The 14,588-nt window shown below is 61.4% G+C and carries 15 protein-coding genes; 10 read left to right on the top strand and 5 right to left on the bottom strand.

Annotated features, from left to right (window positions below; all coding sequences use genetic code 11):
• Window positions 1–3: 3 nt before the first annotated feature.
• On the bottom strand, window positions 4–681 hold the full coding sequence (gene lptC, locus ACQY1L_RS13360) for an LPS export ABC transporter periplasmic protein LptC (RefSeq protein WP_062578831.1): 678 nt from the start codon (window positions 679–681) through the stop codon (window positions 4–6).
• A 213-nt stretch (window positions 682–894) separates the two neighbouring features.
• Here lptC and sppA point away from each other — a divergent pair, with 213 nt between their 5' ends.
• The 3 genes from sppA (at window position 895) to ACQY1L_RS13345 (ending at window position 2,693) form a co-directional block, all read left to right on the top strand.
• On the top strand, window positions 895–1,851 hold the full coding sequence (gene sppA / locus ACQY1L_RS13355; protein WP_430241163.1) for a signal peptide peptidase SppA: 957 nt from the start codon (window positions 895–897) through the stop codon (window positions 1,849–1,851).
• 47 nt (window positions 1,852–1,898) lie between these two features.
• A complete protein-coding gene (locus tag ACQY1L_RS13350) occupies window positions 1,899–2,198 on the top strand; it encodes an integration host factor subunit beta (protein ID WP_062454023.1) in 300 nt (99 codons plus the stop codon).
• A gap of 117 nt (window positions 2,199–2,315) precedes the next feature.
• A complete protein-coding gene (locus ACQY1L_RS13345) occupies window positions 2,316–2,693 on the top strand; it encodes a lipopolysaccharide assembly protein LapA domain-containing protein (protein ID WP_092663764.1) in 378 nt (125 codons plus the stop codon).
• 10 nt (window positions 2,694–2,703) lie between these two features.
• Here the strand turns inward: ACQY1L_RS13345 and ACQY1L_RS13340 are convergent, their stop codons facing one another.
• Window positions 2,704–3,174, bottom strand: a complete 471-nt coding sequence (locus ACQY1L_RS13340; protein WP_092663762.1) for a CoxG family protein — start codon at window positions 3,172–3,174, stop codon at window positions 2,704–2,706.
• Between the two features lie 133 nt (window positions 3,175–3,307).
• Between ACQY1L_RS13340 and ACQY1L_RS13335 the strand changes: the two genes are divergently transcribed.
• The 5 genes from ACQY1L_RS13335 (at window position 3,308) to ACQY1L_RS13315 (ending at window position 8,693) form a co-directional block, all read left to right on the top strand.
• Entirely contained in the window at window positions 3,308–4,507 is a 1,200-nt protein-coding gene (locus ACQY1L_RS13335) for a class I SAM-dependent methyltransferase (protein ID WP_430241160.1), read from the top strand.
• The gene (locus ACQY1L_RS13330) at window positions 4,504–5,361 is read left to right on the top strand and encodes a TrmH family RNA methyltransferase (RefSeq protein WP_092663760.1); all 858 of its coding nucleotides are present in this window, start codon (window positions 4,504–4,506) and stop codon (window positions 5,359–5,361) included. Before ACQY1L_RS13335 ends, ACQY1L_RS13330 begins: the two co-directional genes overlap by 4 nt.
• On the top strand, window positions 5,361–5,867 hold the full coding sequence (gene lspA, locus ACQY1L_RS13325) for a signal peptidase II (RefSeq protein WP_062578843.1): 507 nt from the start codon (window positions 5,361–5,363) through the stop codon (window positions 5,865–5,867). Before ACQY1L_RS13330 ends, lspA begins: the two co-directional genes overlap by 1 nt.
• A gap of 95 nt (window positions 5,868–5,962) precedes the next feature.
• Window positions 5,963–7,696, top strand: a complete 1,734-nt coding sequence (locus ACQY1L_RS13320; protein ID WP_430241157.1) for an ATP-binding response regulator — start codon at window positions 5,963–5,965, stop codon at window positions 7,694–7,696.
• A 112-nt stretch (window positions 7,697–7,808) separates the two neighbouring features.
• Window positions 7,809–8,693: a GNAT family N-acetyltransferase gene (locus ACQY1L_RS13315; RefSeq protein WP_113109391.1), complete on the top strand. Its 885-nt coding sequence runs from the start codon at window positions 7,809–7,811 to the stop codon at window positions 8,691–8,693.
• A gap of 22 nt (window positions 8,694–8,715) precedes the next feature.
• Here ACQY1L_RS13315 and ACQY1L_RS13310 read toward each other — a convergent pair whose 3' ends face one another.
• Window positions 8,716–8,946, bottom strand: a complete 231-nt coding sequence (locus ACQY1L_RS13310; protein WP_430241155.1) for a type II toxin-antitoxin system VapC family toxin — start codon at window positions 8,944–8,946, stop codon at window positions 8,716–8,718.
• On the opposite strand from ACQY1L_RS13310, the gene ACQY1L_RS13305 reads away from it, so the two are divergent.
• Window positions 8,887–9,057: a hypothetical protein gene (locus tag ACQY1L_RS13305; protein ID WP_430244050.1), complete on the top strand. Its 171-nt coding sequence runs from the start codon at window positions 8,887–8,889 to the stop codon at window positions 9,055–9,057. The two genes, ACQY1L_RS13310 and ACQY1L_RS13305, sit on opposite strands and share 60 nt — an antisense overlap.
• Before the next feature lie 16 nt (window positions 9,058–9,073).
• On the opposite strand, the gene ACQY1L_RS13300 is transcribed toward ACQY1L_RS13305, so the two are convergent.
• Window positions 9,074–9,337, bottom strand: coding sequence for a type II toxin-antitoxin system Phd/YefM family antitoxin (locus ACQY1L_RS13300; protein ID WP_430241153.1), 264 nt, complete (start codon window positions 9,335–9,337; stop codon window positions 9,074–9,076).
• Window positions 9,338–9,421: 84 nt separating this feature from the next.
• Window positions 9,422–11,719, bottom strand: a complete 2,298-nt coding sequence (locus ACQY1L_RS13295) for an NADP-dependent malic enzyme (RefSeq protein WP_430241151.1) — start codon at window positions 11,717–11,719, stop codon at window positions 9,422–9,424.
• A 213-nt stretch (window positions 11,720–11,932) separates the two neighbouring features.
• On the opposite strand from ACQY1L_RS13295, the gene mutS reads away from it, so the two are divergent.
• The gene (gene mutS, locus ACQY1L_RS13290; RefSeq protein WP_430243960.1) at window positions 11,933–14,581 is read left to right on the top strand and encodes a DNA mismatch repair protein MutS; all 2,649 of its coding nucleotides are present in this window, start codon (window positions 11,933–11,935) and stop codon (window positions 14,579–14,581) included.
• Window positions 14,582–14,588: the final 7 nt, after the last annotated feature.

Raw genomic sequence — 14,588 nt, 5'->3', positions numbered from 1 at the left:
GCCCTATTTGCCTTGGTTGCGGATGCGGGCAGGGTCGAGGTCGACCTGAACCTTGCCGATCAGGGTGATTGTGTGTCCCTTATCCGTTATCTTCAGGGAGTTCGCAACAATGGAACCCGCGTCCATGGAGATTTTGACCGGGTCCGGCGTATCCATCAATCCACCCGGTATATCGAGGCGGGCGGATTGGAAGCGCGCAGTAATCCCGTTGGATAAATTAACGTCGAATGGTTTGGTCAGATCCAGCTTGTCGGCGCCACGATCGAAATCGGCACCGGCGGCGGTGACACGCGCAACGACCTCGTCATTGATCGGCACGGCCGCCTTGACGTTTTCGAGGCTGATCATGTTCGGGTTCTGGATATCCTGCAATGCGCGGTTGGCAATCATCGAATAGCTGATGCCGTCGCTGTTGCGGCCGGAAATCGCGGGCCGTTCCATGACGATCTTGCCATTTTCGATGCGCGCGCTTTCGATCGACAGGTTTTCCGGCAGATAGGCGCGCACGATCGCCACCCCGATAAAGGCGGCGGAGATGATGGCTGCACTGATCGGCAGGAATATCTTGAGCTTGCGCACCCTTGCGGAATGGGCAAGTGCCGACTGATAGATATCGTCGGGCGACTGCCCGATCGCACGGGAAGCGCCGGCCAGGGCTGGGTTGCGGATATGCTGCAGCATTCTGCTCGTCCGGTCCTTTCCGGCAAGATTTGTCGTAAAGATGACTGGGCCGCCCGCGTTGAGATCGACGGAAGCGGCGCTAGTTGTTCACCTGCGGCCTCAATATGGTTTTTATCGTTCAACAAACAATAATGGACAACATAAAAACGTGATATGCCCGCTTGAAACAATAAGCCGGACCCTATTTGGGCTGGCTCGCTTTGAGGATTGAGAATGGATCAGATGGGGATTGCTGAACGGCGCCAGTTGCGTCGGAAACTGAGTTTCTGGCGGGTTGCGGCCCTCGTGTTTCTCGTCGGTATCGGTTTCGCGCTGTATCGGGTCACGGTCGGCACCAGTGGCAACTCCGCGGTCGCGCACGTCGCTCGCGTCGATATCTCAGGCATGATCCTCGACGACAGGGAATTGCTGGAGCGATTGGAGAAGATCGCCGAAAGCAGCCAGGCAAAAGCGCTCATCGTCTCGATCAATTCTCCGGGCGGAACGACCTATGGCGGCGAGCGCATCTTCAAGGCCATCCGCCATATCGCGCAAACCAAGCCCGTCGTCTCGCAGGTCCGCACCCTTGCCGCATCCGCAGGCTACATGATTGCGTCTGCTGGCGATCATATCGTCGCCGGCGAAAGCTCCATCACCGGCTCGATCGGCGTCATCTTCCAGTATCCGCAGGTCGATGAAGCCCTGAAAAAGATCGGCGTGTCGCTGGAGGAGATCAAGTCCGCACCGCTCAAGGCCGAACCGTCGCCCTTCCATCCTGCCAGCGAAGAAGCCAAGACGATGATCCGCAACATGGTGATGGACAGCTATGCCTGGTTCGTCGACCTTGTCGCCGATCGCCGCAACATGCCGCGCGATGAGGTTCTCAAACTCGCTGACGGCACGATCTTCACCGGCCGTCAGGCGCTTGCCGTCAAGCTGGTCGATGAACTCGGCGGCGAAGACGAGGTCCGTGCCTATCTGGAGACCCGCGGCGTTGCCAAAAGCCTGCCCGAGGTCGAATGGAAGGACGGCAAGTCCTCGTCCTCATTCTGGTTCGCCAGTGCCGTGTCGCAGTTTTTGCGCATGACCGGACTGGGCGACCAGCTTTCCCCGGCAGCGCTTCGGATCTTCGGCTCCGACAAGTTGTTCCTTGACGGTCTGGTTTCCGTTTGGCAGGTTGGAAGCGACTGAAAGCCTAATTTTTTCAGGGGGCACCTAACTTTTTTCAGGGGGCAGAAGTGATCAAATCTGAACTGGTGCAGATCGTTGCAGCGCGCAATCCGCATCTCTACCATCGTGACGTCGAGAATATCGTCAATGCGGTCCTCGACGAGATCACTGATGCTCTCGCCGGCGGAAACCGGGTCGAGCTGCGTGGCTTCGGCGCGTTTTCGGTAAAGAACCGTCCGTCGCGTTCCGGCCGCAATCCGCGCACAGGCGAAAGCGTCTTTGTCGAGGAAAAATGGGTGCCGTTCTTCAAAACGGGCAAGGAATTGCGCGAGCGCCTCAACCCGGATTTGGCCGACGAGGACGATTGATCGCCTCGAAGGCAGGCGTCACACTTGAAAGCATGACGCCGCCCTCTATTCTGCACTGGACGCCGGCAGCGATGACCGGCGATCCATCGTTTGATTGTCACTTGCCGGGAGAAAACCATGACCAAGTTCAAGAGGATCGTGAGCCTCGTGATCTTTGTGCCCCTCGGCATCGTTTTGATCGTGCTGGCCGTCGCCAACCGTCAAAGCGTCACGCTCGCGCTCAATCCCTTCCGTCCGGAAGACAGCCTGTTGTCGCTGACGGCGCCGCTGTTTCTGCTGCTGTTCCTGGCCGTCCTGTTTGGCATGGCGCTTGGCTCATTCGTGACCTGGTGGAGCCAGGGCAAGCATCGCAGACAGGCCCGGATTGAAGCGCGCGAGGCCGTCCGTCTGCAAAAGGAGAACACTGCCGCGGTCAAGCCGTCGCCGTCAGTCGTTCCGGCCAACCAGGCCGTTGTTCCCGCGCCGACCAACAACGCCGCGCTTCCCGCCAGATAACGACCCGCGGTCAGAGCCCCTCGGTTCTGGCCTCCGCCGTCTTCGCCATCACCGTTGCGTTGAAGTCCGCAAAGAATTTCGCTGCCAGCTTTTCGGTTGTCGACCGCACGAGCTTGGAACCGAGCTGGGAAATCCGTCCTCCGGTTTGCGCACGTGCGATGTAATGCAGCACGGTCTCAGTGCCGTCTTCCTCAAGCCGCACATCGGCCGCCCCCTTGGCAAAGCCGGCAATGCTTCCCTGACCTTCGGCGGCGAGCGTGTAGCTTTCTCCCGCCTCAATGTTCGAAAGCGTGATCGTGCCGGCAAGGCCGAGCGAGATCAGGCTGAAGCGAACCTTGATGCTGGCGGCAAGTTCGTTGTCCGAAATCCACTCCAGACGCTCGCAACCGGGAATGCACTGGCGGATGGTTTCGGCATCGTTCAGCGCGCGCCACACGATATCCCGCGGCGCCGCGATCCGTTCCTGCCCTTCGATATCCATCTCGATCTCCCGTTTCGCTGATAAGATAGGCATGGAAGCGCGCGAAAACAGATCTGACGCTATTGCCGGCTTTGAAGAACGCGGCACAGATGCTATCTGCTGCGAAAGACAAGAACCCGAGCGGATGATCGCAGTGAAGAACAAGGAAAGGCGGCCGACCGGCAAGCGCCCGGAGAAGCCAGCAGCCAAGGGCGCGCCTAAGTCGCCTGCCAAAAGCCCGGACAAGCGCCGCAGCGAAGCGGGCAGCCGTCCGGCCGTTGTCGCAACCCGTACCAGGTCGACCGGCCCCCAGGCTGCGCGCTCGGAAGGTCGGGCCGAAGCCCAAACCACCCAGTCGCGCCGTCCTGACAGGCCACAGGCACAACCGCACGTACCGGTCGAAACGCGTCCGCTTCTTGCCCGCAGCGGCGATCTGCCAGCCGAACGCGTGCCGATCATTCTGGAATCGTCCGGCGCCGGCGATTTCCACCTGATCGACACCGGCCGCGGCCTGAAGCTTGAGCAATACGGCGATTACCGCGTCGTGCGCCCGGAAGCCCAGGCCCTGTGGCAGCCGACGCTTGCCGACGATATCTGGGAAAATGCCGACGCGATCTTTACCGGCGATACGGATGAAGACGGCATGGGCCGCTGGCGCTTTCCGGCGCAGACGCTTGGAGAAACCTGGCCGCTCGCCCTTCTCGGTATCGATTTCCACGGCCGCTTCACCGCATTTCGCCATGTCGGCGTGTTTCCGGAACAGATCGTCCACTGGGAGTGGATGAAGGATCGCGTCGAGGAAGCCGCCAAGGCTGGACGCACCCTGAAAGTCCTCAACCTGTTCGGCTATACGGGTGTCGCGTCGCTCGTGGCGGCCGCAGCCGGCGCTGAGGTCACCCATGTCGATGCGTCGAAAAAGGCGATCGGCTGGGGTCGCGAGAACCAGGCCTTGTCGCGTCTCGAAAAGGCACCGATCCGCTGGATCTGCGAAGACGCGATGAAGTTCATCCTGCGCGAGGAACGCCGCGGCAACACCTACGATATCATTCTCACCGACCCGCCGAAATTCGGCCGCGGTCCAAATGGCGAGGTCTGGCATCTGTTCGATCATCTGCCGCTGATGCTCGATGTCTGCCGCCAACTCCTGTCGCCCAAGGCCGTCGGCCTGGTGCTGACCGCCTATTCGATCCGCGCCAGCTTCTATTCCATCCATGAACTGATGCGCGAAACCATGCGCGGCGCAGATGGCGTGGTGGAATCGGGCGAACTCGTCATCCGGGAAGCGGGCCTTGACGGCAAAGTCCATGGCCGCGCGCTTTCCACCTCTCTTTTCAGCCGTTGGGTACCCGCATGAGCGATAATTTTCACAGAAACGGGCCACGGCGCGTCGGGCAGGTGAAGGAAGTCACCTCGCTCGCCAACCCCATCATCAAGGACATCAAGCTTCTCACCGACAAGAAGCACCGGGAAGAAGCCGGTGCCTTCATGGCGGAGGGGCTGAAACTGGTCATCGATGCGCTGGAACTCGGCTGGACAATCCGCACGCTCGTCTATGCCAAGGCTGCCAAGGCCAAGCCGCTGGTCGAACAGGTTGCGGCAAAGACCGTTGCTGATGGCGGCCTCGTTCTCGAGGTCAGCGAAAAGGTCCTGTCGTCGATCACGCGCCGCGACAATCCGCAGATGGTGGTCGGTATTTTCGAGCAGCGCTGGGCACGGCTTGCCGATCTGAAGCCTCAGGCTGAGCAGACATTCGTCGCGCTCGACCGCGTCCGCGATCCGGGCAATCTCGGCACGATCATCCGCACGGCCGATGCCGCTGGCGCCTCCGCCGTTCTTCTGGTCGGCGAAAGCACCGACCCGTTTTCGCTGGAAACCGTACGCGCCACAATGGGCTCGATTTTTGCGATGCCGGTCATCCGCTGCTCGGCGGAAGAATTCCTGAACTGGCAAAAGGGAGCGGGCGTCAGCGTCGTCGCCACCCATCTGGCCGGCGCCGTGGATTATCGCACTGCGGACTATACCCGCAAACCGGTCGTTCTCCTGATGGGCAACGAGCAGTCCGGGCTGCCAGACAGCCTTGCGCGCGCCGCCGATCGCACGGTCAAAATTCCGCAACAGGGCAGGGCGGACTCGCTCAATCTCGCGGTCGCGACGGCCGTCATGCTGTTTGAAGCCCGCCGCCATCTGCTGACGCTGGAGGATAAATAATGACCGCTCGCGTTGGTCTCCTGTCGCGACCCATCAGTGCGGTCATCTTCATCATCATCGCCGTGCTGCTCGACCAGGCGATCAAGATCGCCGTCGAAAATTCGCTGCCGCTCGAGCAGATGGTGCCGGTCATTCCGTTTCTGGCGCTCTACCGCACCTATAATATGGGCGTAGCCTTCTCGCTTCTGTCCGGCATGGAGCGCGAATTCATCATCGGCATGCGCCTCGTCATCGTTGCCTTCGTGCTGTGGCTCTGGCGCCGCACGCCCAAGGACCGGCCCTTTGCCCATCTCGGCTATGCGATGATCATCGCCGGTGCGATCGGCAATCTGATCGATGGCATCGTTTACGGGCATGTGGTGGATTACATCCTGTTTCACACCGCCACCTGGTCGTTTGCCGTGTTCAATCTCGCGGACAGTTTTATCAGCGTCGGTGCAGGTCTCGTCATTGTCGACGAGCTGTTCGGTCCCAAAGCGGCGGCATCCGTAGACGAGCAGAAGTAATTTTGCTCGACGGATAATTGCGAAATCGAGCGATTGGCATAATTTTACCGGATTGATCTAAGACTTCGGAAGGAAACCTCGGGTAATCTTTCCGTATGCGCGACATCGCCGAAATACAGAACCGTATCTCACAGGCCTTCACGTCGCTCGCGCCGAAGGACGGGTCTGACGACGCCGCATGGAATGGAGTGCCCCGCACGCCGGAGCAGCCGGTCGCGGCGAACGTCCAGAGACATCCAGGCGCTCTTCGCGCACTCTTCACAAAAATCCTCAAATGGCGCCGCCCACAGGCCATTGCTGCCGACGTCTCGGGCTCTCCGCAGATCGCCAACGTCGTCCATGAGCTACGAACGCCACTGAACGGCATTCTTGGGATGACCCACCTCTTGGGTCAGACGAAGCTGACGGCGGAGCAGCAGAATTACTTGAGCGGTATCCGCCAGTCCGGCTACGCCCTGGCTCAACTGGTCGAAGATCTGCTGGATCATTCCACGATGGAGGCCGGCCGGTTCCGTCTCAACAACCGTGCAGCGGATCTGCGCCAGCTGATCGAAGGTGTCGTGGAAATGCTCGCTCCCCGCGCCCATGGCAAACGGATCGAGATCGCCGCCACCGTATCCGCCGCCGTGCCGGAGCTTCTCGACTTCGATCCTGCCCGCATTCGCCAGGTTCTGTTCAACGTCATCGGCAACGCCGTCAAGTTCACGACCACAGGCGGCGTGCTGGTTCGAGCCTTCATCGAGAACGAGACCGTGGCGATTTCTGTTGCCGATACCGGCCCGGGCATGACCGAGGAAGAGCAGACCCGGATCTTCGGTGCGTTCGAACAGGCAGGATCGGCGGAAACGCGCAGCGGCGGCACAGGTCTCGGCCTTGGCATCGCCTCGCGCATCCTCGCCGAATTCGGCGGCTCGCTGTCGGTCTCCAGCCGCAAGGGCAATGGCAGCGTCTTCACTATCCGCTACCCCATGCGTCTGGCCGAGGATGCGCCGGCCGGTGCTGCCGTTCGCAACCGCTCGCTGTTTGGCTCTCGCGTGCTTCTGCTCGCGCCAGATGGTCCGGCCGCCTTTGCGACCGTTTCCAGCATCGAAACACTCGGCGGCCGTGGGAGGCATGTGTCCGATCCCGCCCAGGTGCAGCTATTGATCGATCGGGCCAAAGCGACAGGCTCGCCCTATACCGATCTCATCGTCGATCACCGACTGGCCTCCGACTACGCGTGGGAACCGTCGCACGCGCCGCTGCACCGTATTCTACTGGTCAATCCGGAGGAAAGGGCGTCGCAACCCCAGGAATATTTCGATGCCTGGCTGATCCGGCCGCTGCGCGAAAAATCGCTGGTCGATGTCCTCAGTGGCCGCATGCGTGGTTTTGGCGCCCGCGACCGCCCGGTAATGGACGTGCCGGCTCCTGAAAATTCAAACTCGGTCGATCGCAAGCGGGAAGCCGGTCAGGCCCTCGATATTCTTCTCGGAGAAGACGATCCCGTCAGTGCGCTTCTGGTCGCCGCGGTTCTGCGCAAGGCAGGGCACACGGTTCGTTCCGTGGAGGATTTCGGAAGTCTCATCGAAGCCCTTGGCGAAAGCCGTCCGGATGTCGTTCTCTGCGACATGCATATGCCCGGCGGCAACATCATGGATCTCATCTCTGCCGCCTCCAGAACCGCGCTGCAGCCGGTTCCCGTCATGGTGCTGACAGCCGAAAGCCGCGGCGAGGCGCGGCGCAAAGTCATCGATCAGGGCGCCTGCAAAGTGCTCCAGAAGCCGCTCGATCCGGCTGTTCTGATTGAGGAATTGCGCCTTTTTGCGCAGGCTTCCAGCACGTCTTGACAGTCGCGTTGACGGGCCTTGCACCACTTCCTATTGTGACGATATCTGTCACGCTCTTGTTGCAGATGCATGTTTAAACGCGGGTGATCCAACCGGTACGGGAAGAATCACCATGGCTATCGAACTCCTGAACCGCACATTGACCTCTGAGACAAAGCAGGCCCCGGCTGCTGATCCGGCAAATAGCCGCGTTGGTAGCGATGTCTTCGGTCGCATCGGCACGCTGGAAACGCGGCTTGCCCGCAACCTGCGCGAAATCGATGCCGCCCAGGCCGTGCGCTACCGCGTCTTCGTCGAGGAGATGGGCGCCACGATCGAGCCCGAGGCGATGCGGCTTCGACGGGATATCGATAGCTACGATGCGATCTGCGACCATCTGCTTGTCGTCGACAACGCGATAGACGGTGAAATCGAAGACCAGATCGTCGGAACCTACCGGCTTCTGCGCCAGAGCGTCGCTGAGGCGAATGGCGGGTTTTATTCGACGTCCGAGTTCGATATCGCGCCACTTCTCGCCCGCCATCCCGACAAGCAGTTCATGGAACTCGGCCGCTCCTGCGTGCTGCCCGACTACCGCACCAAACGCACCGTCGAACTGCTCTGGCAGGGCAACTGGGCCTATGCGCTGAAGCATGGTGTCAATGCCATGTTCGGCTGCGCCTCTTTCCCCGGCGTGCGTCCGGAAGAACACGCGCTGGCGCTGTCCTTCCTCCATCACAATGCGCTGGTGAAGGACGAGTGGATGGTCCACGCATTGCCTGATCTCAATCGCAACATGGATCTGATGCCGGCCGAGGCGATCAATCCGCGCCAGGCGCTTTCCGCCATGCCACCGCTGGTCAAGGGCTACCTTCGCCTCGGCGCCATGATCGGAATGGGAGCTGTCGTCGATCAGGCTTTCAACACCACGGATGTGCTGATCGTGCTACCGATCGCCTCGATCTCCGGCCGCTACATCAACTACTTCGGCGCCGACGCCGGCCGCTTCGCGAACTAGAGAACGAGCCTGATCCGTCCCCCTAGCGCCCCAACATCTCGTCAGATGTCAGCAGCACCATATCCTCCATCATCGCCTGCGCGATGAGGATGCGGTCGAACGGGTCCTTGTGGATGGGCGGAAGCGTTTCGAGCGCAAAGGCGTGTCGGGAGCTCAGGGTCAACTCCGCATAGCCGTTTTCGAGGAGGCTTGAGTGGAGTTGTCGGACGTCAACTTGAAAGCTGGTCTTGCCGAGCGCGCTTTTGATCGCCACCTCCCAGAGACTGACCGCACTGAAAAAGAACTGTTGCGATCGTCTTCGATCATTTCCCGCACCGATTTCGGCAGTTTGGGCGAGTCCTCCGAGATCCAGACCAGAAGGTGAGAGTCGAGAAGCGCCCTCACTTCCCGTCGCCGTGGAACATGTCTTCAATTTCCTTGGCGAACACGGTGTCGAAATCGTCAGGGACAGAAATTTGTCCTTTCAAAAATCCAATCCGCCGTTTCTTGGGCGCGGTCACCTCGGGTGTCGCCGCCCCGCTCACAGCAACCACCGTCACCAGCGGCTTGCCCGCCTTTGCGATGACGAACGGTTCCCCGTTCGCAGCTTGCTCGACAAGCTGCGACAGGTTTTCTTCGGCTTCCTGAATGCTGACGGTCTTCATGAGAAGGGAACTCCGATCGGACCAGATGAAACACCCTAATCCGATCGGCTGAAGCTTTCAACAAATGCGTCGGCGCGGGGTCGCTCAGGAGCCCGCGTTATAGGCCGCAATCGCCGCCATGTTGACGATTTCGGAGTCCTTGGCGCCCATCTGGGTGATCTGCACCGATTTATCCAAACCGACCAGAAGCGGCCCGATCAGCGTCGAGGCACCGATTTCCTGCAGCATGCGGGTGGCGATCGAGGCCGAATGGATGGCCGGCATGACAAGCACGTTGGCCGTGCCGGAGAGGCGGCAGAACGGATACTGCTCCATGCGGCTGGCATTAAGCGCCACGTCGGCACCCATCTCGCCGTCATACTCGAAATCCACCCGGCGTCCGTCGAGGATCTTCACCGCCTCGCGGACCCGCTCCGACCGTTCGCCGATCGGCTGGCCGAAGGTGGAATAGGCAAGCAGCGCCACGCGGGGCTCGTAGCCCATGCGCTTGGCGACGCGCGCGGCTTCCACGGCGATGTCGGCGATCTGCTCGGCAGTCGGCATGTCGTGCACGGCGGTATCGGCCACGAAGATCGTCCGGCCGCGGGCCACCACGATCGACACGCCGATCACCCTGTGTCCGGGCTTGTCGTCGATGCAGCGGCGCACGTCGGAAAGAGCGGTCGCATAATTGCGCGTCGTGCCGGTTACCATCGCATCCGCATCGCCCACGGCCACCATGGTCGCGGCAAAATGGTTGCGGTCGTGGTGGATCAGCCGCTGCACGTCACGCAGAAGCAGGCCCTGGCGCTGCAGGCGGGCGTAGAGGAAGTCGATATAGGTATCGACGCGCTTGGAAATGCGCGCGTTGATGATCTCGATGCTGGGGCGTTCGAGGTCGATACCGGCCTTTTCCGCCGTCTCGCGGATCACATCGTCGCGGCCGAGCAGGATGGCGGTGCCGAGACCCTGGCTGCAGAACGAGATCGCGGCCCGCATGACCTGCTCTTCTTCGGCTTCGGCAAACACCACGCGCTTGGGGAAGCGGCGAACCCGGTCGTAGATACCTTGCGTCGTTGCAGCGATCGGGTCGCGGCGGGCGGAAAGCTCGCGACCATAGGCGTCAAGGTCGGTGATGTCGCGACGCGCTGCTCCGCTTTCCATTGCAGCTCTGGCAACGGCGACGGGAATGGCCGAGATCAGCCGCGGATCGAACGGCACGGGAATGATGTATTGCGGCCCGAAACGCGGGCGGTTGCCCTGGTAGGCGGCAGCCACGTCATCAGGCACGTCCTCGCGGGCAAGATCGGCCAGCGCCTGCGCGGCGGCAATCTTCATCGCATCGTTGATCTGGCGGGCTCGCACATCGAGCGCACCGCGGAAGATGTAGGGAAAGCCCAGCACGTTGTTGACCTGGTTCGGATAGTCCGAGCGGCCGGTCGCCATGATCGCGTCGTCGCGGATCCGCGCCACTTCTTCCGGCGTGATTTCCGGATCGGGATTGGCCATCGCGAAAATGATCGGCTTGTCCGCCATCGAGCGGATCATCGCTTCGGTAAACGCACCCTTCTGGGAAAGACCGAACACCACGTCGGCACCCTTCATGGCCTCTTCCAGCGTCCGGCTGTCGGACTTGACGGCGTGGGCGCTCTTCCACTGGTTCATACCCTCGGTGCGACCCTGGTAGATCACGCCCTTGGTGTCGCAGAGGATGATGTTGGCAGGGTTGAAGCCCATCGCCTTGATCAGCTCGATACAGGCGATCGCGGCAGCACCGGCGCCATTGCAAACCAGCTTCGTCGTCTTGAGGTCGCGGCCGGTGAGTTCCAGCGCGTTGATGAGACCGGCGGCGGCGATGATCGCCGTACCGTGCTGGTCGTCATGGAAAACCGGGATGTCCATCAGTTCGCGCAGACGGCTCTCGATGATGAAGCATTCCGGCGCCTTGATGTCCTCAAGGTTGATGCCGCCGAAGGACGGGCCGAGATAGCGAACGCAGTTGATGAATTCGTCTACGTTTTCCGTATCGACCTCGAGATCGATACTGTCCACATCGGCAAACCGCTTGAACAGGACAGACTTGCCTTCCATGACCGGCTTGGATGCCAGTGCACCGAGATTGCCGAGACCAAGGATTGCCGTGCCGTTGGAAATCACGGCCACCATGTTGCCGCGCGTCGTGTAGTCGTAGGCCTTGGAAGGGTCGGCGGCGATCGCCAGAACCGGCACGGCGACACCCGGCGAATAGGCCAGCGAGAGGTCGCGCTGCGTCGCCATCGGCTTTGTCGGGGTGATCTCGAGCTTGCCGGGACGGCCCTGCGAGTGGAAATCAAGCGCTTCCTGCTCGGTCACCGACGCTCTGTTGCGCGTGTTCTTTTCCGGCGTCTTGTCGTTTGCGGGCATTGGCCTCTCCAGCTTTTTGTGGGCAGCGCCCCTCGAGGTCGCGGGGGATGTTGTAATTCAAGGGTCATCACCGATAGTGTCGCCTCTTTCCAGACGCAACAATAAATCTGCGCAACAAACATTGGTGCCGTGACCCATTTTCAAAGACCTACGCTCGATGCCCTGACGACCGACCAGCTGGCTTCGGAGGAAAGCCGCGCGTCGGCAACGCCGATGATGGAACAGTTCATCGAGATCAAGGCCAACAATCCCGGATCGCTGCTGTTCTATCGGATGGGCGATTTTTACGAGCTGTTCTTCGAGGATGCGATCGATGCCTCGCGCGCGCTCGGCATTACGCTGACCAGGCGAGGCCAGCATATGGGGCAGGACATTCCGATGTGCGGCGTACCCGTGCATGCAGCGGATGACTATCTGCAGCGGCTGATCATGCTCGGCTTCCGCGTCGCCGTCTGCGAACAGGTGGAAGATCCGGCGGAAGCGAAGAAGCGCGGCTCCAAATCGGTGGTCAAACGCGATGTCGTGCGGCTCGTCACGCCCGGCACAATCACCGAGGAAAAGCTGCTCGTCGCCTCGGAATCCAACTACCTGATGACGCTTGCCCGCATCAAGGGCGCTGCCGAACCGCTGATGGCGCTTGCCTGGATCGATATCTCCACCGGCGTCTTCCGGCTGGCGGAAACCGAGCCGTCGCGCCTGCTGGCCGACATCCTGCGGATCGAGCCGCGCGAACTGATCATGCCGGATACGATGTTTCACGATGCGGAACTGAAGCCGGTCTTCGACGTGCTTGGCCGCGTCGCTGTGCCGCAGCCTTCGGTCCTGTTCGACAGCGCCACCTCGGAAGGCCGCATCGCGCGCTATTTCGGCGTCGGCACGCTAGATGGCTTCGGCACGTTTTCCCGCGCTGAAATGGCAGCGGCCGCAGCTGCCATCGCCTATGTGGAAAAGACCCAGATGGCGGAGCGCCCGCCGCTCGGCCGGCCGGAGCGCGAAAGCGGCGCCTCGACGCTGTTCATCGATCCAGCCACCCGCGGCAATCTGGAACTGACGAAAACCTTGTCAGGCGAGCGCGAAGGCACGCTCCTGAAAGCGATCGACCGAACCGTCACCGGCGGCGGTGCAAGGCTTCTGGCCGAACGGCTGATGTCGCCGCTGACGGATCCGGACCGCATCAACCGAAGGCTCGATTCCGTCTCCTTCCTCGGGGACGAGCCGGGCCTGTGTTCGGATCTGCGCTCCTCGCTGAAACACGTGCCGGATATGCCGCGCGCTTTGTCACGTCTGGCGCTCGATCGCGGCGGCCCGCGTGATCTCGGCGCGATCCTTGCTGGCCTTGAAGCAGCGCGTGGCGTTGCAAGCTTCCTCAGTGGTGCCATGCTGCCGCAGGAACTGTCGGAAGCGCTCGATGATCTGAAGATGCTGCCGGGGGAACTCGAAACCCTGCTTGGCACCACACTTGCGGAAGACCTTCCGCTTCTCAAGCGCGATGGCGGCTTTCTTGCGGATGGTGCACGTGCCGAACTGGACGAGGTCCGCGCACTTCGGGATCAGTCGCGCAAGGTCATCGCCGGGCTGCAGCTGCAATATGCCGAAGAGACCGGCATCAAGTCGCTAAAGATCAAGCACAACAACGTGCTCGGCTATTTCATCGAGGTAACCGCCGGCAATTCCGGCCCGATGACCGATACGCCGGAAGGCAAGGCGCGCTTCATCCACCGCCAGACCATGGCGAATGCGATGCGCTTCACCACGACCGAACTGGCCGATCTCGAAAGCCGCATCGCCAACGCCGCCGACCAGGCCCTGACGATCGAGCTCGAAGCCTTCCGTCTCATGGTCGAGGCCGTGACCGCCGAAGCCGAAGCCATCAAGGCCGGCGCCCGCGCGCTTGCCATCGTCGACGTTGCAGTCGGCCTTGCGATGCTCGCCGAGGAGTGGGACTACCGCCGCCCGGCAGTCGACGCGTCGCGCATGTTCGCGATCGAAGGCGGTCGCCACCCGGTGGTCGAGCAGGCGCTGCGCCGTCAGTCATCAGGCCCGTTCATCGCCAACGAATGCGATCTTTCGCCTGCCGGAACCGACGAGTTCGGTGCCCTGTGGCTTCTCACCGGCCCCAACATGGGCGGTAAATCGACGTTTCTGCGCCAGAACGCGGTGATCGCGATCCTTGCCCAGATGGGGTCCTTCGTGCCCGCCGCGTCCGCCCATATCGGCATCGTCGACCGCCTGTTTTCCCGCGTCGGAGCCTCCGACGATCTTGCCCGCGGCCGTTCCACCTTCATGGTCGAAATGGTCGAGACGGCAGCGATCCTCAACCAGGCGACGGACCGTTCGCTGGTCATCCTTGATGAGATCGGCCGCGGCACGGCAACCTTCGACGGCCTGTCGATTGCCTGGGCCGCAGTCGAGCACCTGCACGAAGGCAACCGCTGCCGTGGGCTGTTCGCCACCCATTTCCACGAACTCACCGTGCTCTCGGAAAAGCTCAACCGCCTTTCCAATGCCACGATGAAGGTCAAGGAATGGGACGGCGAGGTCATCTTCCTGCATGAAGTCGGACCCGGTGCTGCCGATCGCTCCTACGGTATCCAGGTCGCACGGCTTGCCGGCCTGCCCGACAGCGTTGTCGCCCGTGCCCGAGATGTGCTGACCAAGCTTGAGGACAGCGATCGCAAGAACCCCGCAAGCCAGCTCATCGACGATCTGCCGCTATTCCAGGTGGCGGTGAGGAAAGATGAGATGAAGCGCGGTCCGTCCAAGGTCGAGGTAGCGCTGAAAGCCATCAATCCGGACGAAATGAGCCCGCGCGATGCGCTCGACGCCCTATATGCGTTGAAGAAGCAACTTGCGGCCAAGTAAGGCCGCA

The sequence above is a fragment of the Neorhizobium sp. DAR64862/K0K3 genome (assembly GCF_050500185.1).
GTDB lineage: Bacteria > Pseudomonadota > Alphaproteobacteria > Rhizobiales > Rhizobiaceae > Neorhizobium > Neorhizobium soli.
The sequence above is the reverse complement of the archived record's forward strand: the minus strand, read 5'-3'. Positions and strand labels throughout refer to the sequence as shown.

Bases quoted from the DNA above. Each gene is read 5' to 3' on its own strand.
- mutS (WP_430243960.1), top strand. From the start codon at position 11,933: ATGATGGAACAGTTCATCGAGATCAAGGCCAACAATCCCGGATCGCTG.
- ACQY1L_RS13315 (WP_113109391.1), top strand. From the start codon at position 7,809: ATGGCTATCGAACTCCTGAACCGCACATTGACCTCTGAGACAAAGCAG.
- sppA (WP_430241163.1), top strand. From the start codon at position 895: ATGGATCAGATGGGGATTGCTGAACGGCGCCAGTTGCGTCGGAAACTG.
- ACQY1L_RS13300 (WP_430241153.1), bottom strand. From the start codon at position 9,337: ATGAAGACCGTCAGCATTCAGGAAGCCGAAGAAAACCTGTCGCAGCTT.
- ACQY1L_RS13345 (WP_092663764.1), top strand. From the start codon at position 2,316: ATGACCAAGTTCAAGAGGATCGTGAGCCTCGTGATCTTTGTGCCCCTC.
- ACQY1L_RS13320 (WP_430241157.1), top strand. From the start codon at position 5,963: ATGCGCGACATCGCCGAAATACAGAACCGTATCTCACAGGCCTTCACG.
- ACQY1L_RS13330 (WP_092663760.1), top strand. From the start codon at position 4,504: ATGAGCGATAATTTTCACAGAAACGGGCCACGGCGCGTCGGGCAGGTG.
- ACQY1L_RS13340 (WP_092663762.1), bottom strand. From the start codon at position 3,174: ATGGATATCGAAGGGCAGGAACGGATCGCGGCGCCGCGGGATATCGTG.
- lspA (WP_062578843.1), top strand. From the start codon at position 5,361: ATGACCGCTCGCGTTGGTCTCCTGTCGCGACCCATCAGTGCGGTCATC.
- ACQY1L_RS13295 (WP_430241151.1), bottom strand. From the start codon at position 11,719: ATGCCCGCAAACGACAAGACGCCGGAAAAGAACACGCGCAACAGAGCG.
- lptC (WP_062578831.1), bottom strand. From the start codon at position 681: ATGCTGCAGCATATCCGCAACCCAGCCCTGGCCGGCGCTTCCCGTGCG.